Source organism: Dorea sp. YH-dor226 (assembly GCF_039832105.1).
Classification (GTDB): domain Bacteria; phylum Bacillota; class Clostridia; order Lachnospirales; family Lachnospiraceae; genus Dorea_A.
Genome location: NZ_JBDOHS010000004.1, coordinates 116293 through 138826, shown reverse-complemented (window position 1 = coordinate 138826; position 22534 = coordinate 116293). Strand labels below are relative to the sequence as shown.

General features: G+C 42.6%; 26 protein-coding genes. 1 reads left to right on the top strand and 25 read right to left on the bottom strand.

Annotation, left to right across the window (positions count from 1 at the left end; genetic code table 11):
- Positions 1-22: 22 nt before the first annotated feature.
- From ABE547_RS05275 to ABE547_RS05185, 19 genes are all read right to left on the bottom strand, one after another.
- Positions 23-1309, bottom strand: a complete 1287-nt coding sequence (locus ABE547_RS05275) for a methionine gamma-lyase family protein (RefSeq protein WP_347377776.1) — start codon at positions 1307-1309, stop codon at positions 23-25.
- Positions 1310-1323: 14 nt separating this feature from the next.
- The gene (locus ABE547_RS05270; protein WP_347377775.1) at positions 1324-1620 is read right to left on the bottom strand and encodes a hypothetical protein; all 297 of its coding nucleotides are present in this window, start codon (positions 1618-1620) and stop codon (positions 1324-1326) included.
- Entirely contained in the window at positions 1614-2555 is a 942-nt protein-coding gene (gene miaA / locus ABE547_RS05265) for a tRNA (adenosine(37)-N6)-dimethylallyltransferase MiaA (RefSeq protein WP_347377774.1), read from the bottom strand. Before miaA ends, ABE547_RS05270 begins: the two co-directional genes overlap by 7 nt.
- 3 nt (positions 2556-2558) lie before the next feature.
- Complete coding sequence (gene mutL, locus ABE547_RS05260; protein WP_347377773.1) at positions 2559-4568, bottom strand: DNA mismatch repair endonuclease MutL; 2010 nt, start codon at positions 4566-4568, stop codon at positions 2559-2561.
- 3 nt (positions 4569-4571) lie between these two features.
- Positions 4572-7202, bottom strand: coding sequence for a DNA mismatch repair protein MutS (gene mutS, locus ABE547_RS05255; RefSeq protein ID WP_347377849.1), 2631 nt, complete (start codon positions 7200-7202; stop codon positions 4572-4574).
- A 93-nt stretch (positions 7203-7295) separates the two neighbouring features.
- A complete protein-coding gene (locus ABE547_RS05250; protein ID WP_347377772.1) occupies positions 7296-7712 on the bottom strand; it encodes a hypothetical protein in 417 nt (138 codons plus the stop codon).
- Positions 7713-7789: 77 nt separating this feature from the next.
- On the bottom strand, positions 7790-9232 hold the full coding sequence (gene miaB / locus ABE547_RS05245; RefSeq protein ID WP_347377771.1) for a tRNA (N6-isopentenyl adenosine(37)-C2)-methylthiotransferase MiaB: 1443 nt from the start codon (positions 9230-9232) through the stop codon (positions 7790-7792).
- Positions 9198-9380, bottom strand: coding sequence for a DUF4250 domain-containing protein (locus ABE547_RS05240; RefSeq protein ID WP_347377770.1), 183 nt, complete (start codon positions 9378-9380; stop codon positions 9198-9200). Before ABE547_RS05240 ends, miaB begins: the two co-directional genes overlap by 35 nt.
- A 65-nt stretch (positions 9381-9445) precedes the next feature.
- Positions 9446-10000 (bottom strand): 5-formyltetrahydrofolate cyclo-ligase, encoded by a 555-nt coding sequence (locus ABE547_RS05235; protein WP_347377769.1) that lies wholly within the window; start codon positions 9998-10000, stop codon positions 9446-9448.
- Positions 9978-10199: a DUF896 domain-containing protein gene (locus tag ABE547_RS05230; RefSeq protein ID WP_347377768.1), complete on the bottom strand. Its 222-nt coding sequence runs from the start codon at positions 10197-10199 to the stop codon at positions 9978-9980. The genes ABE547_RS05235 and ABE547_RS05230 overlap by 23 nt, the downstream gene beginning before the upstream one ends.
- 79 nt (positions 10200-10278) lie before the next feature.
- Positions 10279-10656 carry an OadG family protein gene (locus tag ABE547_RS05225; RefSeq protein ID WP_347377767.1) on the bottom strand — a complete coding sequence of 126 codons (378 nt, stop codon included), beginning with the start codon at positions 10654-10656 and terminating at the stop codon, positions 10279-10281.
- Positions 10657-10702: 46 nt separating this feature from the next.
- Entirely contained in the window at positions 10703-11524 is an 822-nt protein-coding gene (locus tag ABE547_RS05220) for a pyridoxamine kinase (RefSeq protein ID WP_347377766.1), read from the bottom strand.
- Between the two features lie 2 nt (positions 11525-11526).
- Positions 11527-13194 (bottom strand): polysaccharide biosynthesis protein, encoded by a 1668-nt coding sequence (locus ABE547_RS05215; protein WP_347377765.1) that lies wholly within the window; start codon positions 13192-13194, stop codon positions 11527-11529.
- Positions 13195-13207: 13 nt separating this feature from the next.
- Positions 13208-13702, bottom strand: coding sequence for an rRNA maturation RNase YbeY (gene ybeY / locus ABE547_RS05210; RefSeq protein WP_347377764.1), 495 nt, complete (start codon positions 13700-13702; stop codon positions 13208-13210).
- Positions 13702-14691 carry a PhoH family protein gene (locus tag ABE547_RS05205; protein ID WP_347377763.1) on the bottom strand — a complete coding sequence of 330 codons (990 nt, stop codon included), beginning with the start codon at positions 14689-14691 and terminating at the stop codon, positions 13702-13704. The genes ybeY and ABE547_RS05205 overlap by 1 nt, the downstream gene beginning before the upstream one ends.
- 3 nt (positions 14692-14694) lie before the next feature.
- Positions 14695-15951, bottom strand: a complete 1257-nt coding sequence (locus ABE547_RS05200; protein WP_347377762.1) for a sporulation protein YqfD — start codon at positions 15949-15951, stop codon at positions 14695-14697.
- Between the two features lie 12 nt (positions 15952-15963).
- Entirely contained in the window at positions 15964-16248 is a 285-nt protein-coding gene (locus ABE547_RS05195) for a YabP/YqfC family sporulation protein (RefSeq protein WP_347377761.1), read from the bottom strand.
- Between the two features lie 50 nt (positions 16249-16298).
- Positions 16299-17015 (bottom strand): DNA alkylation repair protein, encoded by a 717-nt coding sequence (locus ABE547_RS05190; RefSeq protein WP_347377760.1) that lies wholly within the window; start codon positions 17013-17015, stop codon positions 16299-16301.
- Between the two features lie 15 nt (positions 17016-17030).
- A complete protein-coding gene (locus ABE547_RS05185) occupies positions 17031-17438 on the bottom strand; it encodes a PH domain-containing protein (RefSeq protein ID WP_347377759.1) in 408 nt (135 codons plus the stop codon).
- 112 nt (positions 17439-17550) lie between these two features.
- On the opposite strand from ABE547_RS05185, the gene ABE547_RS05180 reads away from it, so the two are divergent.
- On the top strand, positions 17551-17781 hold the full coding sequence (locus tag ABE547_RS05180) for a helix-turn-helix transcriptional regulator (protein ID WP_347377758.1): 231 nt from the start codon (positions 17551-17553) through the stop codon (positions 17779-17781).
- A 39-nt stretch (positions 17782-17820) separates the two neighbouring features.
- Here ABE547_RS05180 and ABE547_RS05175 read toward each other — a convergent pair whose 3' ends face one another.
- From ABE547_RS05175 to rlmH, 6 genes are all read right to left on the bottom strand, one after another.
- Positions 17821-18609: a Cof-type HAD-IIB family hydrolase gene (locus ABE547_RS05175; protein WP_347377757.1), complete on the bottom strand. Its 789-nt coding sequence runs from the start codon at positions 18607-18609 to the stop codon at positions 17821-17823.
- A 20-nt stretch (positions 18610-18629) separates the two neighbouring features.
- Positions 18630-19340: a DUF6198 family protein gene (locus ABE547_RS05170; protein ID WP_347377756.1), complete on the bottom strand. Its 711-nt coding sequence runs from the start codon at positions 19338-19340 to the stop codon at positions 18630-18632.
- A gap of 90 nt (positions 19341-19430) precedes the next feature.
- Positions 19431-19982 (bottom strand): GNAT family N-acetyltransferase, encoded by a 552-nt coding sequence (locus tag ABE547_RS05165; RefSeq protein ID WP_347377755.1) that lies wholly within the window; start codon positions 19980-19982, stop codon positions 19431-19433.
- 68 nt (positions 19983-20050) lie between these two features.
- Positions 20051-20950 (bottom strand): recombinase family protein, encoded by a 900-nt coding sequence (locus ABE547_RS05160; protein ID WP_347377754.1) that lies wholly within the window; start codon positions 20948-20950, stop codon positions 20051-20053.
- Between the two features lie 12 nt (positions 20951-20962).
- Positions 20963-21817 (bottom strand): HipA domain-containing protein, encoded by an 855-nt coding sequence (locus ABE547_RS05155; protein ID WP_347377753.1) that lies wholly within the window; start codon positions 21815-21817, stop codon positions 20963-20965.
- A 237-nt stretch (positions 21818-22054) separates the two neighbouring features.
- The gene (gene rlmH / locus ABE547_RS05150) at positions 22055-22534 is read right to left on the bottom strand and encodes a 23S rRNA (pseudouridine(1915)-N(3))-methyltransferase RlmH (RefSeq protein ID WP_347377752.1); all 480 of its coding nucleotides are present in this window, start codon (positions 22532-22534) and stop codon (positions 22055-22057) included.

Sequence of the window (22534 nt, the reverse complement as noted above, 5' to 3'; positions counted from 1 at the left end):
AAAGTGATGAAACAGCTATATTTTAACCTAAGGTTACAATTCCTGCACGTACAAGATATTCAAGAGACATCAGAATACCAAGCTTTGCATGCGGCCATGTAAGGCCTCCCTGAAAATATACGGCATACGGAGGCTTGATCGGACCATCGGCACTCAATTCGATAGAAGAACCCTGAACAAATGCTCCCGCCGCCATGATTACGTCACTGTCATATCCCGGCATTGGCCATGGTTCCGGTGTAACATAAGAGTCTACCGGTGCTGCGGCCTGAATTCCCTTACAGAACTCTATCACGCCTTCCGGAATACCGAATTCCACGGCCTGAATAATATCATGTCTGTCTTCGGTTCCGTCTGGAATCACATAATATCCTAATTTTTCATAGATATTGGCTGCAAATATCGCTCCTTTTAACGCTCCCGCAACAACAGTCGGCGCAAGAAAGAGCCCCTGATAGAAATCCTTCATGACTCCAAGAGATGCACCTACTTCCCTTCCCAGTCCCGGTGAAGTCAGACGGTAGCCGCAGGCTTCGATCAGATCCGCCCTGCCGGCAATATAACCTCCAATCGGTGCAAGTCCGCCGCCCGGATTCTTAATCAGTGAACCAACGACCATGTCTGCGCCTACATCACTTGGCTCGATCGTTTCTACAAATTCTCCATAACAGTTGTCAACCATGCAGATCACATCCGGCTTGATCGACTTCACAAAAGCGATCAGCTCTCCGATCTGTGCAACAGAAAAGCTCGGACGCGTCTGATATCCTTTGGAACGCTGAATCGTAACAAGCTTTGTTCTGTCATTGACCGCTTTTCGGATATTGTCATAATCAAAGGTTCCATCCTCCAGAAGATCCACCTGTGAGTAGGTCACTCCATATTCTGCGAGAGAACCGGTAGAAGGACGGATCCCGATTACTTCTTCCAGGGTATCATATGGCTTTCCAGCCGGCGACAGAAGTTCGTCACCAGGTCTCAGATTTGCAGACAGGGCAAGAGACAGTGCGTGTGTTCCGCAGGTAATCTGCGGACGAACCAGAGCGCTTTCCGTATGAAATACGGCAGCATACACTTCTTCCAGAGTATCTCTTCCCAGATCATCATATCCGTATCCGCTCGCATAATTAAAGCATCCGGCACGAACCTTACTGTCCTGCATGGCTTTGATCACTTTCAACTGATTGTATTCTGCAATCTCATCGATCCGGTCAAATCTTTCTTTTAATCCGGATTCAACCTCAAGGCCAAAATCCAGCACCTGTTTACTGACTCCAAGTTCCTGATACATATTATCTATTATCGACATATCTTTGTTCCTTTCTAGTTCATGGCTTCCATAATTTTTGTTCTGACATAAGCACATCTTGCATCAAACTCCGGATTCAACGGATGAATCTGCATAATGATGTCTGCGGCTTCTCTGTACCTTTGCATATCATACAGAAGAGAGGCACGGTTCAGGTCATAGAATGCCCGTTCTCCCTCTGTACGAATCAGAGATTCCAGTCCCAGAAGTTCACGAAAAGCAAAATCAACATCATGACTTTTGGAATAAATCTCCATCAGTGTATTCATTTTTTTTAAAAATTTTGAACCTCCAAATAATCTTCTTAACATATAACTCCCTTCGTATATTGAATCATCGCATTCAGAATGCGTTCTTCATCATAAGCATACTGGTCCTTTTCAATCCAGGTCACCTGACGCTCCCTCTTAAACCAGGTGATCTGACGTTTCGCAAAATGTCTGGTATCTCTTTTGATAATATATACAGCCTCTTCCAGCGTACATTCTCCGTCCAGATATGCAAGAATCTCTTTGTAACCAAGCCCCTGCATGGATACCATATCCCGGGTACATCCCATCTCTCTGAGATGTCTGACTTCTGCTACGAGTCCCTGTTGTATCATCTGATCGACTCTCATATCAATCCTCTGATATAGATTTTTTCGGTCATCATTCAGCACAAAATATACGAACTGATACGGAGACTGTTTTTTTCTCTCAGTTTCATTATGTTCTGAGATTCTCTTCCCGGTCTGATGGTAATACTCTAACGCGCGGATGACACGTTTTACGTTATTGGCATGAATCTCCTCCGCTGCTTTTGGATCCACCCTGCGAAGCATATCATGAAGATAAGCTGCACCCTTTGAATCCGCATATGCTTCCAGCTCTCTGCGATAACTATCTTCCTCCCGGGTTTCTGTAAAATCAATATCATACAGAAGTGCCTGAATATAAAAACCGGTTCCGCCAACAATGATCGGGATATTTCCATGGGAATAGATCTTTTTCATCGCTTCTTTTGCCATCTGCTGAAAGCGGACAACATGAAATTCTTCTGATGGTTCCAGCTCATCAATCAGATAATGCGGAACCCCTTCCATCTCTTCCGGCATTATTTTTGCAGATCCGATATCCATATGCCGGTAGATCTGCATGGAATCAGCAGATATGATCTCCCCGCCGATCGCTTTCGCAAGGCCGATAGACGCTTTTGTTTTCCCGACTGCCGTAGGCCCAGTTAGTACTACTAATGGTTTTTTCATATCTTATATAATCCTTTTGAATTTCTTTTCTAATTCTCTCTTTGTCATTGCGATAATCGTTGGTCTTCCATGCGGACAATGATATGGATTGTCCAGTGTCAGAAGTTCTCCGATCAAAGTATCTACCTCTGCTGCAGACAGCTTCATATTTCCCTTCACAGCCGCTTTACATGACATGGATGCTACTTTTTCGTCAATCAGTTCCGGGGAAAGATTCCGGTTCAATTCATCTGACAGACTGTCCAGCATCTGCAGAAGAAGATCTTTTTTTGCAATACTGAACAGATTATCGGGTACTGCCCTGACTGCATAAGAATCCTGTCCAAATTCTTCAATCTCAAACCCGATTCTCGTAAACTGATCCATATAACGGTTCAGAAGTTCTCCTTCCTGCATACTGAGATTCAGAACGATCGGCGGGCTGATCATCTGCGAAGTATATTCTCTTGTTTTCATGGAACGCAGTGTTTTTTCATACAAGACTCTTTCATGAGCCGCATGCTGATCGATAATATACAGATTGTCATGATACTCTACCAGCCAGTAGGTTTCAAACACCTGACCAATGATCTTATACTCTGCTTTGGCCTCTTTCGTAAGAAGCTTTTCTTCAAACAGATCGAGCTGTTTTGGCTGTATTGGTTCCGATGGTTCAGGAACCGGAATTGTCGGAGCCGGAACCTCTGGTAACGGAATCTTTAAAGTACGAGCCTTTGGAATCGGCGTCTCCGAAACACGATAGGAGGTTTTGTCTTCTCGAACAGAATTGTCCGACGGCTTTTCTGAAGCAGTACGCTGACGATGTTCTGCCATGACACGTTCTTTCATCTTTGTCATAAAGTAGTTCAGATCTCGTTCCTGCACCGGCGGAACCGCAGATTTTGCAGGTGTAACCGCATTTTGCGGTATGCTCTCTTTCTGCGGTTCGACTGCTTTTTGCGAAATGTTCTTCTGGGACAGTGAATCTGTAGTTTGCGGTGTGATTTTTGACGTTGGTACATCTATCTCTACGTGTGGGATCAGTTCCTTCTCATGCAGGCCCTGATCAACCGCCGCATAGACAGTATTGTATACCTCCTGCTGGCGATTGAACCGAAGTTCCATCTTCGTCGGATGTACATTGACATCCACGGATTCTCCGTCAATATCCATATGAAGCACTACAAACGGATACTTATGCTGCATCGTAAAATCTTTGTATGCATCTTCAATCGCTTTGGAAATGATGCTGCTCTTTACATATCTGCCGTTGATATAGTAGTTTTCAAAGTTCCGGTTGCCTCTGGAAATCAATGGTTTCCCAAGATATCCTGTCACCTTGATCCCGGAAGCTTCATAGTCGGCTGACAGCAAATTTGCTGCAATGTCTCTGCCATAGATATGATAGATGACATCTTTCAGGTTACCATTTCCGAATGTATGAAGCTTTGACTGTCCGTTATTGATAAACTGAAAAGAGATGTCCGGATGGGACAATGCCATACGTGTCATCAGATCCCCAACATGACTTGCTTCTGTCATGGGCGTTTTCAGAAATTTTCTTCTCGCCGGCGTATTGTAGAATAACTGGCGGACCAAAAAGGTAGTTCCGTCCGGAGCACCTGCATCCTCAAGCTCTTCTTCCTTTCCTCCTGCAATACGGTATCTGGTTCCGAATGTCTGTTCTTTGGTCTTGGTAATGAGCTCTACCTGCGAGACAGCCGCAATACTGGACAGTGCCTCTCCGCGAAATCCAAGAGAACCGATATGTACCAGATCATCTGCTGTCCGTATCTTGCTGGTGGAATGCCTCAAAAAGGCTGCCGGAACATCCTCACGGTCAATTCCGCTTCCATTATCTGTGATACGAATCAGGGAAATTCCGCCATCTTTAATCTCGACAACGATTGAGGTGGATCCCGCGTCAATTGCATTTTCCACCAGTTCTTTTACGACAGAAGCAGGCCGCTCAATGACCTCTCCTGCTGCGATCTTATCTATTGTAACAGAATCTAATACTTGTATCTTATTCATATATTACCACCTGTTTTTCAGCTTATTCTGAAGCTGATACAATGTATTCAGCGCATCGATCGGTGTCAGATGTGCAAGATCCAGTTCTTTAATCTCCCGGATCACATCATCATCCTTAACAGTATCAAACAGAGACATCTGAGTAAGATCCACTTCATCATAGTGCTTTGCCTTTTGTCTGAACGGTTCCTGCCCGCGTACGGCAATGTCCTTGATCCGTCCTGTGATATCCGTCTGAATCAGCTCCTCCACGATCTCTTTTGCGCGATTCGTCACAGATTCCGGAACCCCGGCAAGCCTTGCAACCTGTATGCCGTAGCTCTTATCTGCACCGCCTTTTATGATCTTACGCAGGAAGATGATGTCATCACCTTTTTCTTTCACCGCGATACAATAATTATTGACATTGTCAATCTTACCTTCCAGTTCTGTCAGTTCATGATAGTGTGTGGCAAACAGGGTCTTGGCCCCAAGCAGTTTGCTGTTGCTGATATACTCGATCACTGCCCATGCGATACTCAGGCCGTCGAATGTGCTGGTACCTCTTCCGATCTCATCCAGAATCAGAAGACTCTTATTCGTTGCATTACGAAGAATATTGGCAACCTCAGTCATTTCCACCATAAAGGTACTCTGTCCGCTTGCAAGGTCGTCGGAAGCCCCCACACGGGTAAATATCCGGTCAACCACCCCGATATTTGCACTGGATGCCGGAACAAACGATCCGATCTGAGCCATAAGTACGATCAGTGCCGTCTGACGCATATAAGTGGATTTACCGGCCATGTTCGGTCCTGTAATGACAGAGATCCTGTTCTTTTTGTCATTCAGATAGGTATCATTGGCAATAAACATATCGTTTGGAATCATTTTTTCGACAACCGGATGGCGTCCGTCTTTGATATCAATGATTCCTCTTTCGTTCATCTTAGGTCTGACATAATTATTACGTTCGGCGACCAGAGCAAGAGATGCATATGTATCAAGCATTGCAATTGCTTTTGCGGTATTCTGTATCCTTACGACTTCTTTTCCGATCGCATCACGAACTTCACTGTACAGCTGATATTCCAGTGCGTAAAGCTTGTCTTCTGCACCCAGGATCGTGTCTTCCAGTTCTTTGAGTTCCGGAATGATATATCGCTCTGCATTTGCAAGTGTCTGTTTACGCGTATAATAGTCCGGAACCAGATTTTTAAATGAGTTCGTGACCTCCAGATAATATCCGAATACTTTATTGTAACGGATCCGGAGATTTTTGATTCCTGTTTTTTCTCTTTCCTCAGTCTCCAGCTTTGCAAGCCAGTCCTTCCCGTCTGATTTTGCACTTCTCAGTCGGTCCACCTCTTCATTGTATCCGTCACGGATAATCCCGCCTTCTTTCATGGCGATCGGCGGATCTTCTTTAATCGCGTTTTTTACCAGGCTGCAGAGATCCTCCAGCGTATCCATGCTTTCATATAACTCCTTCATCAGTGGAGACTGCATATCCTGCAGAATACATTTGATGTGAGGAAGCATAGAGAGAGAACTCTCAAATGCGATCAGATCTCTGGGATTTGCTGACTGATACGTAATCTTACACACCAGACGCTCCAGATCATAGATCGGAGACAGATATTCCCGGATCTCTTCTCTCAATATAGCGTTTTTCTTCAGTTCTTCTACTGCATCCAAGCGCTTTTCAATCATCTTTTTATCAATCAGAGGCTGCTCTATGAATTTACGCAGAGTTCTTGCACCCATTGCAGTCTTTGTCTTATCCAGTACCCAAAGGAGAGACCCTTTTTTCTGTTTTTCGCGAAGTGTTTCACACAATTCAAGATTCCGTCTGGTGGAGCTGTCAAGCAGCATATATTTTCCGGTTGCATAGACAGACAGATGAGAAATGTGTGACAGATCCCGCTTCTGAGTTTCGGTCAGATACTGCAGCAGTGTGCCTGCTGCGATCACTCCACCGTCATAATCTCCAAGCCCCAGTCCTTCCAGTGTTCCCGCATGAAAATGTTCTTTCAGTACTCTGGCGCAGATTGCGTCATCAAAATACCAGGAATCCAGAGAATAGATCGTGATTCCAAGCTTATCTTTTAACAGATCAAAGTCCATACCACTCATATAAAAAGCCTCATTGCATACAAGCTCTGAGGGCATGAATCTGTAGATCTCGTCAAATAATTTTTCACTGTCTTCGATCTCTGTCACCATATATTCTCCGGTCGTGACATCCGCCACAGACAGGCCATACCGATCCGCAATGTAGACCACGCACATGATATAATTATTCTTCGTCTCATCAAGCGCCTGTGTATCAAGGTTTGTTCCCGGTGTAACGATCCTGACAACTTCCCTCTTTACAAGCCCCTTTGCAAGTGCCGGATCTTCCATCTGTTCACAGATCGCAACCTTATATCCTCTGGATACCAGCCGGTTAAGATAACTATCCACTGCATGATAAGGGACGCCGCACATCGGCGCACGCTCTTCCAGTCCACAGTTTTTTCCGGTCAGTGTAATTTCCAGCTCTTTCGATGCTGTCAGTGCATCGTCAAAAAACATCTCATAAAAATCACCAAGTCTATAAAATAAGATGCAGTCCGGATATTCCTTTTTTGTCTCCATATACTGCTGCATCATAGGTGTTAATTCAGCCACGTTTATTCTCCTCTTTTAGTTAAATGTTTTACATTTAATTATAACATTTTCGATTTATTTCGAAAAGATACAATTTTACAAGATGTGATAATCCGGTTTTTCCTCACCATACAGCCAGTACAGCAGATTGCCGCCAAGCCAGATGCCAACAGCACACAGCCCGGAAAACAGGATTGCAAACGGCAGACAGATCTGCCCAAACAGCTGAAGCGGCATAGTACTGTAATCCCAGATCGCCAGCTGAAACCATTTATTTACAATAATCCCGGTAATAAATTCTGCAGATACTACGAATATGGTACATCTTAAGATCTGTCTCCACATCGGATCCTCCCAGTGGAGCATCTGACCCTGAACGGTAAAGAAAACCAGACAGATTCCACCGAGTACAAACATCGTCCAATGAGAGAACCCTCGGAAAACCATCTCCAGCGAATAATATACGGTTCCTCCAAGTGCCCAGAGAAATAAATATTCACTCACTTTTTTCATGTAAAAACGCCCTCACTATCGTATCAAAATACTTGCTACTACATAGTTTGAGCGTTTTTTTTACAAATATAAGCAATTTATTCTGCCATTTCTCCCAGATAATAGAAACCTTTACACTCCGTAAGCTGCACCGGGATCAGCTGTCCGATCAATTCTTTGGATCCTTTCAGGTGAACCAGCAGGTTATTGCTGAGTCTTCCGGTTACCATAGAAGAGTCATGTTCACTTACTCCCTCAATCAGCGCCGTCTGAACGGTGCCCTCATGTACAGCGCATACCTCTGATGCAATCGTCTGTACTTCTTTCAGAAGACGGTCAAAACGATCTTTTACCACATTCTCAGGTATCTGATCCGGCATGGCTGCAGCAGGCGTTCCGGTCCGTCTGGAATAGATAAATGTAAAAGCACTGTCATATCGTACTTTTCTTACAATATCCAGGGTCTCCTGGAAATCTTCTTCCGTTTCACCGGGAAATCCAACAATAATATCTGTCGTCAGAGAGATATCAGGGACTGCCTTTCGAATCTTCGCAACCAGTTCCAGATACTGCTCCTTGGTATATCTCCGGTTCATTTTCTGTAAGATCCGCGTGCTTCCGGACTGTACCGGAAGATGAAGATGTTTGCAGATCTTTTTTGACTGTCCCATAACTTCAATTAACTCATCTGAAAGATCCTTCGGATGCGACGTCATAAAACGGATCCGCTCAAGTCCTTCAATCTTTTCAATCTCCTGCAAAAGCTTTGCAAATGTCATGGGATGTTCCAGGTTTTTGCCGTAAGAATTCACATTTTGTCCGAGCAGCATGACTTCCACCACTCCATCGGCGACAAGCTTACGAATCTCAGAGATGATGGCCTGTGGATCCCTGCTTCTCTCCCGTCCGCGAACATACGGAACGATACAGTAGCTGCAGAAATTGTTGCATCCAAACATGATATTCACACCAGATTTGAAAAAGTACTTTCTGTCATTTGGAAGATCTTCCACGATCTTGTCCGTATCCTTCCAGATATCTACAACCATCTTTCCGGTCTCATAGCGTTCTGTGATCAGCTCTGCAAACTTGAATATATTATGTGTTCCAAAGATAATATCTACAAAACGATAACTTTTCTTAAGCTTTTCCACCACCTCAGGTTCCTGCATCATGCAGCCGCACAGCCCAATCCGCATATGTGGATTCTCTTTCTTTCTTGGTTTGAGCTGTCCGAGACGTCCATATACTCTGGTGTTGGCATTTTCTCTTACGGTACAGGTATTATAGATCACAAAGTCGGCTGTCTCCTCCGGCGCCTCCTGATATCCGATCTTTTCGAGAATTCCTCTCAGTTTTTCCGAATCCCTGGCATTCATCTGACAGCCAAACGTAGTGACACAGAAGGTCAGCGGACGTCCAATCTCTTCGGATTCCTTTCTCACATATTCTTTTGCCTTTTCTATGTAATAATACTGGCGTCTGGTATCATCTTCCGGTATCTCCTTAGACAAACTGATGTCTGGATTCATCATATTCATAATCAATTCCTTTCAATGTATTTACAATCTCCTCTTTGTCTACCTGCATGTCGTCACACAGTGCATCCAGTGTATGATAGTGATCACGGATTTTTGTGTTCACCACACTGAGCAGCAACATGGGGTCTTTGGGCAGATTTATCTGCATGGCTATCACTTCCCCTTTTTCATACTTGTCTGTTATCTGTTCTGAGTAAAAAATGCTTCCGAGGATCAATATGGTCCACGGATCCGATCCTGCGTTACCAGAAGCATCGGCCGGATATCATGCTCATCAGCCGGAATCTCCGGAAGCACCTGATCTTCAAATGCGATCGCCATCGTAAAATGTTCCGGGTGCCGCTCCAGATATCTGTCATAATAACCGCCTCCAAAACCGATGCGGTGCCTTTCCTCATCAAATGCAACTCCGGGCATGATCATGAGTCCCGAGTCTCCGTGATACATAATATCTCCGGAAGGCTCCTGAATTCCATAAGCTCCGACAGTCAGCCGGTCTTTGCTCTCGGTCAGAAAGAATTCCATCCGCTGTCCTTCTGTTCTTGGCAGCCATACCCGTTTCCCAAGACGCCATGCCTCCCGAATGATCTGCCAGGTTCCTACTTCCTTTCGAATATCCATATAGATACAGACATCCGAAGTCTTCTGAAACCACGGATGTGAAGTTACCCGTTCGGCAATCTGCGCCGTTGCTGTCTCCCATTCCTGTAAGTCTCGATCCTTTCGGAGTTTTAGTATACGTGTTCTAATGTCCTTTTTTGTTTCCATACTTTTCTCCCAGATCCGTGATGCTTCCATCTGCTTCCTGAATAGAAATATTGTTAAGCTGACTGCGCAGGTTTCTCTTAAAGGAATCGATGTATTCTCTTCTTAAGATCTGCTGTTCCTTCTGTTCCTCGGAAGTCAGTCCCTCTGCTTTTGATTTGTGATATAATTCATTAATTCTTGCGATCTTCTTATCGTCCATATCTTTGGTCCTTTCTTAACGGATTTCCGCTACTTATCTTACACTATCCGGCGCATGAAGTCCACAGATTCTTTCCTGTTTAACTGGAATAGTTCTCCAGAAATCCGTAGAGCGCCTCTGTATCTTCCATATATTTTCCATTGCGTATCTCTTCCTGCACGGCGGATGGGAGTCCGTCATATCTGATATCTGTATACTCATATACTGTTTTTTTATCGCTCAGATATACAACTACATATCCATTGACTTCCATCAGATAATAGCAATCTTCCTTCAATGCCTGACCATCCGTCGATATGGAAGGCTCTTTTACAGTTGCGTTTTCCTGCTGTTCTTCTGCAATCTCTTCTTTCACTTCTTTTTTAGCTTTGTAAAAACTGAAGGAAGAGGCACAGGATATGACTAACATGATAATAATTACTGCAGCAAAAAAACCAATACCATACTTATTTTTCATAAGGACATCTCCTTTTTTTGTACAGTATTGGCCAATATATGGGAGTTTATACTAATTTCCGTAAAGTTTTCTCAATCAGAAGCCCCTCACGTTCCGGATATTCATAACGCTCACTTTCACGAATACATTCACATACAAATGCGTGAGAAGCCTGTACACTCTCCAGCATGGTGTAGCCAAGAACGAGCTTTGCAACAAACATCCCGTCAAATGCATCTCCGGTTCCGTGATATTCCCCAAGCATTTCTCCATTTCCGAGATACAGAAATGCATCATCTTCATACAGAACAATTCCTTTTTTACAGTCGTCTTTTGGTACACTGGTGATGATCATGTCAGATGCACCAAGCTTTTTCAGGTCACGGCACAGCGTTAAGACATGACGATGATTGCCGGTAATCTGGTATTCCTGTCCTGTCAGGAGATAGCATTCTGTAAGATTGGGCAGTATGATATCTGCATATGGAAGGAGCCGACGCATCGCAAATGCATAACTCTCATCAAAATTACTGTAAAATCTGCCGTGATCACCCATGATCGGATCCAGAATCACCTTCGTATCCGGAAATCTTTTGATAAAGTAGATGACTGCGTCAATCATATCGACATGACCAAGATATCCTACAAAAATAGCATCAAAAGTTATATTCTGCTCTTTATAATGATCTGCACAGGAACGGATGTATGCCCCCGGGATCTGAACAACCGCCGGGGAATCATATCCTCCCGTATGTGTAGACAAAAGCATGGTTGGAATCGGGCACGCCTCCACTCCCATTACACTTAATATCGGCATCATATTCGTAAGCGCTGCTTTTCCGACCCCGCACATATCATGAAGCAACGCAATTTTTTTCACCGGTCTCATGTTTATCGATATTCTCCTTTTATCAGATGTAATTTTCTGCAGAGTGTTACCAGAGAAGCACCTTTTGGCATGTCCAGAAGTTCCTCTTCTGTGATTCCTCCAAGCAGAATAATAAAGACTGCGTAAGTAATAACTGCTGCAATTACAGCAACTATGGTCGCAATATATGGTCCTGCAAATAATTCAAATAACAGATGTACAACGATCGCGATCACACCCATAATGGCAGATGCGATGGTTGGAATGATAAATGTCTTTTTCTTTTCCTGAACGTATCCGATTCTCTCACGCAGAGCATGTGCATTCAGAATACAGATGGTACCGGCGAACACAATCTTACTGAGTACCACCGCATAGATATTCCACTTGAGAACCACAAGCATCAGGAACAGTGAGATAATATGAATCACCAGAGAAATTGCCGCATTTTTCACAGGAGTGATCATATCATCCAATCCCTGTAATACGGAATTGGTTACGGTTGAGAGACAGAAAAATACAACAGACAGGGCTCCAAGCTGAAGCATAAGAGCAGCGGTCGTATTATCCTGTGTAAAGAACAGGAGGTCCAGAAGCGGTTTTGCCAGCACCAGGAATCCAACTGCACATGGGATTGCGATTAGCATGTTAAACCGGCAAACGGTTGTAATCTTATTATGTACCTGTTTCCTGTTTCCGGTCTGAACCGTGGCTACCAGACTCGGAATCAAAGAAGCAGCCAACGCGCTTGCAATCGAAAGAGGAACATTGATCAGCGTGCTGTACTGGCCCTGGAACATGCCCAGAAGACTTGCGTACTCCGTCTTTTTATATCCCTGTGCAGCCATGATCGTATTAAACAGCGCACTGTCTGCGAAATCACTGATATTATAGACGGTCGCACTCAAAATAACCGGAGCGATCGTTGCAAAAAGAACTTTATATATTCTCTGATAACTTTCTTTATGTCTGGTCCGGTCTCTTCGCATTTTGCGCTTAAATATCTTTTTATAAGCAAAAAAGATCAGTGCTACAAATATCAGAGCGGAAAATGCACCGGCAATCGTTCCGAACGTTCCGCCGGCTGCCGCATACGCAGGACCATAAGACTTATCATTATGCTTTTCGGCAAGTTCCTTTCCTGCCTGGAGAAGAACGTATGCACCGGCAACAGAAGCAACAGCATTGACAATCTGTTCCACAACCTGAGATACTGCGGTCGGTACCATGGATCCATTGCCCTGAAAGAATCCGCGGATTACACCAAGAAGTGCCACCACCAGAATACAGGGAGCCAGCACACGCAGCGCATAAGCACTTTTATCCAGATGCATCACAGAATCCGCTATAAAGTCTGCTCCAAAAAAGATGATCAAAGATACCAGTCCGCCGCCAAGAATCGCAAACGTCATGGCTCCTTTAAAGACCTTATAGGCATTCTTATACTCTCCTCTGGCCACTCTGGCAGACACCAGTTTGGATACTGCAAGCGGAAGGCTGTATGAAGTCAGCATCAGGGCTACCGTGTAGATGGAAAATGCCACACTGTAATACCCCATACCTTCATCCCCGACGATATTCATAAGAGGGACTCTGTATATCACTCCTATAATCTTTGTAATCACTCCGGCAATTGCCAGAATCGATCCCTGCACCAGGAAGTTTTTCTCTTTCTTTTTTTGATCAGCCATAAATTACTCCATCTTATCGTAATATATTTAATCTTTCCATTATGTCCCTTTGCTTCTGTTCCATAACCATACGTTCCTCTTCCTCCATATGATCGTATCCGGTCAGATGCAATACAGAATGTGCAATCAGAAACGCGTATTCTCTGCGAACAGAATGGCCGAATTCCTCCGCCTGCTCCAGAACTTTTTCTTTTGATATTACAATATCTCCCAATATCAGTTCTCCGGATTCCGGATCGAAGCAGTCATCCACCTCTTCAAGAAAATCAAATGTTCCAGGCTCCGGATAGTCGATCATCGGAAAAGAAAGGACATCCGTTGGTCGGTCAATTTCCCGAAACTCTCTGTTCATCTCGTGAATCTGTTCATTCTGTGTCAGTAAAAGATTCACCTGCGTCTCATAAGGACAGCCAATATAATCAAGCGCTGTTTCAATCACCTGCTCTGCAAGTTCTTCACATGCAATCGGAAGCGCAATCGCTCCTTCTTCTTCGAAATAGAGTGTCATTACTTTCTCCTCTTTTCTCTTCCTTTGTATTTTGCTTTATTTTCATATTCTTCATAAGCTTTTACAATCTTCTGTACCAGTGGGTGACGCACAACGTCTTTACTGGTCAGATGACAGATGCTGATATCTTCAATGTTCTTCACCACGGATGTGGCAACATCCAGTCCGGAGGTCTGCCCGGCAGGAAGGTCTTTCTGTGTGGAGTCACCCGTAATCACAACCTTGGAACCAAATCCGATACGGGTCAGAAACATCTTCATCTGTGCCGGAGTCGTATTCTGTGCCTCGTCAAGAATAATGAATGCATTATCCAGTGTCCGTCCTCTCATATACGCAAGAGGAGCAACCTCAATCAGCCCTTTTTCCGAATTCTTGATAAAACTCTCCGCCCCCATGATCTGATACAAAGCATCATATAACGGACGGAGGTAGGGATCGATCTTGCTCTGAAGATCTCCCGGAAGAAATCCAAGCTTCTCTCCCGCTTCAATTGCAGGTCTTGTCAGAATGATTCTTCCCACCTCATTATTCTTAAATGCAGTGATGGCCATAGCCATAGCCAGATAGGTCTTTCCTGTTCCGGCAGGTCCGAGTCCAAAGACGATCATCTGATTACGGATTGCATCTACATACTTTTTCTGTCCCAGCGTTTTGGGCTTGATCGGTTTTCCCTGCAAAGTGTGACAGATGATATCTTTGTCGATTCCCAGTATATCCTCTTCACTGTCTTCCATAACCAGCGCAAGTGTATAATCTACATTCTGTTCCTGAATCGTATTCCCTCTGCGGGAAAGCTCCACCAGCTGACTCAGAACCTTTTTTGCCTTTTCTACTTTTACCGCATCTCCCATAATCTTCACATTCTCGCCTCTGGCGATCAAAGTGACATGAAGGGTGCGTTCGATCTTTTTCGCATAAGCATCAAACTGCCCGAACACATTGCTTTCGTGTTCTGCAGGAATATCAATAACTGCTTCAATTAATCCCATGCATTATTCTCCTGTCTTACTTTCTTCATTCTGCGATTCTTCCAAAGCCGGAACATCAAGCAGGGTTGATGGGACTGAGTCACCAATCGGCATCTCTACCGTCAGCGTACCCCTCGCTGTGGCATACTCAGACTCTGTGTATATTTTAACATCATTCTCAATAATTTCTACCCCTTTTTTCTCTAATTCTTTGCAATAGCTCTGAAAATCTGCGGATAACCGCTCCTGACAGACACTGCCGGACATCTTTTTTGCAACGGTATGATATGGCCTGGCTGTCCTTACTCCGTAAGAAACCGGTAGGGAAAAGTTCTCACCGATCTTTATCCCACGCTCATATCCATACAATTCCCACTTCTCATAAGCATTATTAATGGATCCCAGTCGAATAAAAAAAGAGCCGATGCGGACGTGATATTCGTATTTCTGTACAGATTCATATATTTTTTCTTCATAAGTCAGTTCAAGTTTTCTGGAATAGGAAAGTGTCGTCTGTCCATAGATATCTGCATCGGACTGCTGATACTGATAGGCAACCGTTTCACCCGAATCGTTATTGACCGGTATCTGACCGGAGACAAGAAGCTCCCCCTTTTTTACTTCTTTCCCCACTTCTACAGCCACAATCCCTGTACGCGGAACGATACGTGTAATGATGCAGTCTCGGTCAGCAACAAGATCTGTTGGACCTTTCTCCTCCTTTTCTTCCGGTTCCTGAATAGAGTCTTCATTTTCCTTAATCTGTATGATAAGTCTGGTTCCCTGAATGGATGCTGATACCCAGATGATTCCATCATATTCTTTTCGTATATCCTTTACAATCTGTACACAATCCACATCTGCTTTCGCCATGCCGTCTTCTACATGTCTGGACTTTAAAAACCGGATCAGCATCTCATCCGTATACGTCTGGTTGCCGCTGATATCTATACTCCAGATATGTCTCGACATTGCAAGAATCATGAAGATACAGATTACAGCCCCGAGAAAGAACAGCTTTCTTTTTCGGTATTTGTGTAACAGAAAAGGAAGACCAAAGCGTCTGATAATCATCACTTTTGCTCCAGTCTTCCTGATAATCGGTTTTAACTGCCGAAATCCCTGAACGGTAAGATTCATCTCGTAAGCACCGGAAACAGGTTTTAATCCCCATATATAGATGCCTTTGTAGGAACATGCATTCAGGAATCTTTCGGGTGAATAGCCTACGACGCGAATACGAACATAGCCTCTGATATACCGGATGATACGTAACAGCAATTTCGATTCCTCCTAATTCTGGTATTCAATCGATTCAATCCGTCCGTTAATCTTCATCTCGTCATTGGTATAGTAAGCAATCTTCAGTCCACGCCCGTTGACACGTATCTGGCCGCTTTTGGTCCTGACACGAATCAGTACATCTGTATATTCAATCATTCCCCGATAATTTTCAATATTCAATTCCACCTGGCCTACCATGGTAAGCACAGGGAGCCCCATGGAGACATCTCCTGGAAGTTCTGACAGATCAGAGAGTTTCTCTCTCAATGAATGGTTCGAATTTTCCGACTTCATGATAATGCCATTCCAAGAATTTATACCAGTTTATGCCGGAAATTACCCACCTATGCCAGTGTTCTTGGTCTTTTCAGCTCTTTTAGCGCATCCTTCTCTTCTTTTGACACACGATAGGATTCCCGAATCTTCTGAATCGACTTATTCTGTGTAAAATCATCCATGGAATTATTCTCCAGAAATGCTCTGGTTTTCTCCGGAAACTTCACATAGCATACCGATACTGCCCATGCAACAGCCATCTTCACATAATATCCATCGTGCCGGATGCTGTCAAATAATGCCAGTGCAGAATCAATATATTCTGCGGTCATAAAATGCGCCAGAAGTGACACAACCAGAAACCGAAGCTCAAATTCCTCGCTGCTGTCCGCATACTTCCAGATATAGGTATGCCAGAACTCGCGATCCTTTTCCATAAACTTCATATTCATAACACAGGTATCACACACTGCCCAGTTCTGAATCTTAGGAACAAACTCATCCAGATATCTGACACGTTCTTCTTTTCCCATCTTTGCATATCCAAGCACCAGTCCCTGAAGTTGCAGTTCCTCATGAAAGGAATCTACTGTGAGTTTTTCGGCTGCCGCATCCAGATAAGAAAAAGCATCCTTCTTCACAATCGATTTTGCAAGCTGCTTCAGAGCCGGAACACGGATTCCCAGCACCTGATCCACTCCCGGAAGCAGTTTCCTGTTGAACTCTTTATAATCTTCTTCTGACAGATGATATAACTGGTCTCTGATCTCTTCTATGATATCCATATCCGCACCAATCCGTTAAATCACATACTTAATCTTCTTGTTCATTTTCAACAGCTCATTCACAAATGCCTTATTGTCTGTCAAGGCAATAAAGACAGTCGTTTTTCTCTGAGATTCAATCCCAACTCTCTGGAAAGAAGCGGCAAAAGAAGCACCATAGGACTTCATGATCCGAATCGTTGTAATCTCCTTTACCGGCAGTTCTTTCTTTAAAAATCCGAAACGGACCGTCACAGATTTTTTGTCTACCGTAACTTCATTTCTTAAAACCGGCGGGATAAAATACAGATCCACGATCAATAATACCAGAATATATGGCAAAATCTTAGAAACGCCTGCATATATGGAAGTACCAATCGTAATACCGTTCAGCACTCCGATCACAACATACCACCATATATCAATCTTACCTTTAAATGTCATAAAACCCCTCCCAAAAATAAATTGACAAAACGTCGATACCAATACTATAACCGCAGAAGGGTAACATAAGCAATAGGTTTCTGGAAGAAAGCCTCACATTTTTTCAGGGATTTTGCATATACTGCATTTTCAACGGTTGGAAGATTTACGAATTGACCATGACAAGACGCAGTCTGAAGTGGCTGATTACCTGGGATGTCAACGTGAAGTGTATCGCAGATACGAAAAAGGAACTCGTCAGATTCCCATTGATCTGTTAATGAAGTTATCCACTTTGTACGAAGTTAATCTTGATTATATGGTTGGACTTACAGACATAAAAAGACCATATCCGAGGAAATAAAACCAATGATTCTATTCATTTCCTGAATATGGTGTTCTTTTATAGGATTCCCAAATGTATGCAGGCGTTTTTAATTCCATCTTCCATAAGAGAAGTGGTGATATAATCAGCTGCATGTTTTGCATCTTCTGAACCGTTCCCCATAACAACGCCGATTCCTGCCGTTTGTAACATTCCGATGTCATTAGCACTGTCTCCGAATGCGATCGTATCCGATAGATCCATGTCAAGCATCTCACATACTTTCCGAATTCCGGTTCCTTTATCATAACCCTTTGGAACCATCTCCACCACATATGGATTGTGGATCAGAAAATGATAATAAGGAGAAAGCTCCCGAAAACAATTCTCGCGGTCTGCGTGATCTGTCGCGCAGGAGAGCTTGGATATCTCCCATCTGCCCCATTCTCCCTGGATCGTTCTCAGATAATCTCCCATCTCCCGGATCAGTTTCTGTCCATAGCGATCTTCTGCAAATTCATCCGGATCCATATACAGATAAGTTCTTCCCTCCAATATCGGCCGGCATCCATACTTCCTTGCAATCCGTATGGTATCAGCAGTCAGATCTACGTCCATCTTCTCATACAGAATCGTCTCATCGTGATATTCGATCATCGTACCACATCCGGACACAATTCCGTCAAAACCGATATTCAGAAGCTTTGGATTACGTATGTAAGCTTTCGTCCGTCCGGAACAGATAAAAGTAAGATGTCCATTCTTCCGTAACCTGTGAATGGACTCAATCGTACTGTCCGGTATGTAATTATTTCTGTCCCATATCGTCCCGTCTATATCAAAAAATATTGCCTTTTTCTTTTGCATTCTGTGTACCTCATCATAATCTAATTCAGATTCTCGGTTCCGGAAAGCACTGCCATCTTTTTCTTGAAAAAGTGATTGAATACGGCAATGACGCGTCCGACTCCGATGACTGCCAGCACGGTTCCCAGTCCGACTCCGATCAGCCTGCCTGCAAACAAAAGTCCGACACAGATCGTAATCGTGATATTAAAAAGATCAAAACAGTTCTTGGTGAATCCCACTTCTTTTTTTACGCAGTCTGAGATTGCCTGTACAATTCCGTCTCCGGGATTCGGGATGATATGCATATTCAGTGAAACAGCAGCCCCGATTCCGGTAAGGATGATCGCGATGATCAGGGTCACGATCCGTCCCGGAAAACTGCTGTAATATACGCTTACGCCAGGGGTATCATAAGCTGGGATCATGGCGGAAAACAGGTTCATAAACCGGGTAAATATCAGGCTCAGCGGGAACTGAAGCACATCTTTCAAAAGCTTCAGCTTCAGATTGCTATTCCCGGTCTTGTAATGTTCTCTGATATGTAAGAGCATCTCCACAACGATAAACGAAGAATACTGGATCAATGTCATATTTCCAAAATTCGACTTTAAAATCGTCGATATGCTATAGGAAACCGATATAATCGGTGATACTCCAAGTCCTGCTTTTGTATTCAGTATAATTCCCAGAGCCAGCACAAGAAGACCGCCAAGATAAAAGAATCCCCGGTAAATATTTGTTTTTTTCACTTCATCACATTCCTTTTCTATGTAAAATAATAAGGAACTGTTACAAATATTTTTGTAACAATCCCTTTTATCATAACATTATATTTTCTTTTATGTAAGTAGTGTTTTACAGAATTCCCCTTCTGCCAATAATGTTAATACACTTTCCGGTGCCCGAAAAATCGTACATTCATCCAGTGCTACGGCTCCCAGAGAACGGTAGAATTCCATACTTGATTCGTTCCAGTTCAGGCAGCACCATTCTATTCTTGCACATTTTCGTTCCAAAGCAACTTTTGCCATGTGACTGATCAGTTTTTTCCCGATTCCCCTTCCGCGGTATTCCGGATCAATGTACAGATCATCTATGTAGATTCCGCCTTTTCCGAGGTAAGCAGGAAATGTATGATAAAAAAAGACAAACCCGACTTCTGTTCCATCCACCATAGCAAAAATCGCTTCTGCCCGATTCTTTTCAAACATCCATTCTTCAAGCAATTCTTCCGTTGCATGAACTGCTTCCGGAACCTTCTCATACGCAGCCAGTTTTTTGATAAAATGCAGGATCAGCGATACATCCTTTCGATCTGCACAACGAAAAGTAACATTATTATGCGAATATCCATTTACCATTACCTCTGCACTATCTTTAGCATTCAACATATTGTATACACGCTCCTTTTATTGTTATGACATAGGGTTCTTCATAACATACACAAATAAGGTTTTTCCTACCATTTTTTCAATTCACGCACTTTCCTATAGAAAGTAGACTTTGAATTAATTTTTGTCCTTCGCATCGCTTCCTCAACAGAAATAAGACCTTCTTTAAGTTCTTTATTCACCTGTCGAAGCACCTTTTCATCCACTTCTATCGGCTTTCTTCCAGTATACTTTCCAGAATTCTTTGCCTGCTCAATCCCTACTCTTCTGCGTTCTTCATGCTCACGTCTAGTAATAATCCTTTGTGTAACTACAATCGGAACCACCGCTGCACGTGTCATTGCATCAATCAAAACCTGACCACTTTGATTGATAATATCAACACCATTTGTTACTGCTGTAAATATTTCATCTGTAAATCCAGCCACAGTATTTGCAATTGCTTCCATAGAATTCACAATAATCTTATCTCCATATTGAAGTGTCGATAATCTTCCTGCTGTAAATTCCTCCACAACTTGTGAAGATCTTCTTCGTTCAACAATCAAATTGTCATTAGCTGATCTCATCGTCGTTCTGAGAAGCCATTCAAAACGATCATAATAATCAAGACCTACCGATTCCAAAATATCCCACAGATCCTCTCTGTTTTCCGAAGGAGTTCTTTCTGCGATAAAAGTTGGAATATAGTTTACTCTGTAATATCGTTCTAAACGGAGGTCCATATCTATTCCTGGTATTCCTTGGAATATACTTGCCGGAAGTCCATCTATTATCTCCCAATATGGACTAATAACATACTGGAAATTTTCTTCATCAAATTCCTGATAATCGATTTGAGCTATGCTAATCTTCTCACCACTCCTCATAACCGCCTTGATAATTCCAGAATTAATATAAGAAGGGCTCCCTGCAAGCGGTGTAGTTATTCTATTTCTAGGTTGCCAATTGGAAACTACTGCTCGCATATCTTTCCCCCCTTATCTTGACATTAATTCATTATAAGATTTGAGCAATATATTCTCATATCTCTGTTTGAGAATTGTTTTATAAAATTCCCTACGTATTTCGCTGATATATTCTACTGAATCAATGAGTTTATTAATCTTGTCAAAATCAATTCTCTCTACTATCCTAACGAGTGCAAAATTACATTCCTCAAAATCCAAACTTGATATAATTTCATAATACGAACTTTTCTTTCCGTTATATTTCACCTGTGATGTAGGAAATTTGTAAATACGCCTATTTATTTCTTCCTGATTTTCAAGAACCGCTTCGATTTTTTCGTCAGTATTTAACTGTGGAAATAAACTGGAACCATTATCAAAAACAGGTGACAGTCTATATTTATTATCCTTTTTTATAAATCCCCAGTTGCTGCCATGCCGATCAAAGTTTGCAATGAAAGCATCCACAATAAACATATCCCAAAACATATCTATCGTTTGTTCAACATCTGTAAGTTTTACATTATCTTGAAGCATTTTAATAATGTCTTCATAAGAATATTGATATTTCTCTTTATCCTGTTCCAGAGAACTATCACCCACACCATTAAAAGGTACAAACACTTCATCTTCCTCAAGGAAATCCTGTATTACTACTACATTTTCATTCTTGTATGTTCCTAAAAAAGTTTCTTGAGATTCTATTCCAAGTAAAGCAAAAATGTGGCTTCCTAAATATTCTGAAACATGGTTAAAACGTAATCCTTCTCTGGAATTCTTTTGAAATTTAACTAAATAGGGCTTTTTATTTATCAAAATAGATTTTTTTCGTTCAGCACCAGAATAATACCGATTTCCTTCTGGATATCTTGAATAATCCTTCAAAAGTATCACCTCAATTTTATTATATTTATCATTCTCTTTAGTGTCAATAGAGTTATTTTAGTTTTGACACTTCTGTTTTTTTTATACAATTCATTTACTAATAATATTAAATGTAATATCCTTGTTAATACATCAAAAAAGACTATCGGAAATGATTCGAGGATTTCTTCTCCTCTCTTTCCAGATAGTCATTTTATATATCATAATTTTTCCATCATTGTTGATGAAAAACCCTATTTACTTATGATATGGTTCTCCGTTCATGATCCGGTAGCTCCTGTACACCTGTTCCAGCAGAATCACTCGCATCAGCTGATGTGGGAAGGTCATTCTGGAAAAGCTGAGTGCATAATCTGATTTTTCCAACACTGATTTTCCAAGTCCGATGGAACCACCGATAATGAAGATGATATGACTGGTTCCCTGAATACCCAGTTTTTCTATCTTTTCCGCAAGTTCTTCAGAAGACAGCAATTTACCGCCGATCTCCAGCGTAATGATATAAGCATCTTCTTTTACGTATTTCAGAATACGTTCCGCCTCTTTTTCACGTATGGCGTTCTCAACCGTTTCACTGGCATTCTCCGGAGTCTTCTCATCAGCCACCTCCACAATCTCCAGCTTACAATATTTACTGAGCCTTTTGCTGTATTCCGCAATCGCATCTTTCAGATATTTTTCTTTGATCTTTCCGACTGTAATAATCGTGATTTTCAT

Bases quoted from the DNA above. Each gene is read 5' to 3' on its own strand.
- ABE547_RS05190 (WP_347377760.1), bottom strand. From the start codon at position 17,015: ATGGATATCATAGAAGAGATCAGAGACCAGTTATATCATCTGTCAGAA.
- ABE547_RS05195 (WP_347377761.1), bottom strand. From the start codon at position 16,248: ATGAAGTCGGAAAATTCGAACCATTCATTGAGAGAGAAACTCTCTGAT.
- ABE547_RS05230 (WP_347377768.1), bottom strand. From the start codon at position 10,199: ATGGACGATAAGAAGATCGCAAGAATTAATGAATTATATCACAAATCA.
- ABE547_RS05215 (WP_347377765.1), bottom strand. From the start codon at position 13,194: ATGGCTGATCAAAAAAAGAAAGAGAAAAACTTCCTGGTGCAGGGATCG.
- ABE547_RS05205 (WP_347377763.1), bottom strand. From the start codon at position 14,691: ATGGGATTAATTGAAGCAGTTATTGATATTCCTGCAGAACACGAAAGC.
- miaB (WP_347377771.1), bottom strand. From the start codon at position 9,232: ATGAATATGATGAATCCAGACATCAGTTTGTCTAAGGAGATACCGGAA.
- ABE547_RS05250 (WP_347377772.1), bottom strand. From the start codon at position 7,712: ATGAAAAAAGTGAGTGAATATTTATTTCTCTGGGCACTTGGAGGAACC.
- ABE547_RS05175 (WP_347377757.1), bottom strand. From the start codon at position 18,609: ATGCAAAAGAAAAAGGCAATATTTTTTGATATAGACGGGACGATATGG.
- ABE547_RS05275 (WP_347377776.1), bottom strand. From the start codon at position 1,309: ATGTCGATAATAGATAATATGTATCAGGAACTTGGAGTCAGTAAACAG.
- ABE547_RS05220 (WP_347377766.1), bottom strand. From the start codon at position 11,524: ATGAGACCGGTGAAAAAAATTGCGTTGCTTCATGATATGTGCGGGGTC.
- ABE547_RS05225 (WP_347377767.1), bottom strand. From the start codon at position 10,656: ATGAAAAATAAGTATGGTATTGGTTTTTTTGCTGCAGTAATTATTATC.
- ABE547_RS05270 (WP_347377775.1), bottom strand. From the start codon at position 1,620: ATGTTAAGAAGATTATTTGGAGGTTCAAAATTTTTAAAAAAAATGAAT.
- miaA (WP_347377774.1), bottom strand. From the start codon at position 2,555: ATGAAAAAACCATTAGTAGTACTAACTGGGCCTACGGCAGTCGGGAAA.
- rlmH (WP_347377752.1), bottom strand. From the start codon at position 22,534: ATGAAAATCACGATTATTACAGTCGGAAAGATCAAAGAAAAATATCTG.
- ABE547_RS05240 (WP_347377770.1), bottom strand. From the start codon at position 9,380: ATGCAGATAAATCTGCCCAAAGACCCCATGTTGCTGCTCAGTGTGGTG.
- ABE547_RS05185 (WP_347377759.1), bottom strand. From the start codon at position 17,438: ATGACATTTAAAGGTAAGATTGATATATGGTGGTATGTTGTGATCGGA.
- ABE547_RS05160 (WP_347377754.1), bottom strand. From the start codon at position 20,950: ATGCGAGCAGTAGTTTCCAATTGGCAACCTAGAAATAGAATAACTACA.
- ABE547_RS05235 (WP_347377769.1), bottom strand. From the start codon at position 10,000: ATGGAAACAAAAAAGGACATTAGAACACGTATACTAAAACTCCGAAAG.
- mutL (WP_347377773.1), bottom strand. From the start codon at position 4,568: ATGAATAAGATACAAGTATTAGATTCTGTTACAATAGATAAGATCGCA.
- mutS (WP_347377849.1), bottom strand. From the start codon at position 7,202: ATGATGCAGCAGTATATGGAGACAAAAAAGGAATATCCGGACTGCATC.
- ybeY (WP_347377764.1), bottom strand. From the start codon at position 13,702: ATGACACTCTATTTCGAAGAAGAAGGAGCGATTGCGCTTCCGATTGCA.
- ABE547_RS05165 (WP_347377755.1), bottom strand. From the start codon at position 19,982: ATGTTGAATGCTAAAGATAGTGCAGAGGTAATGGTAAATGGATATTCG.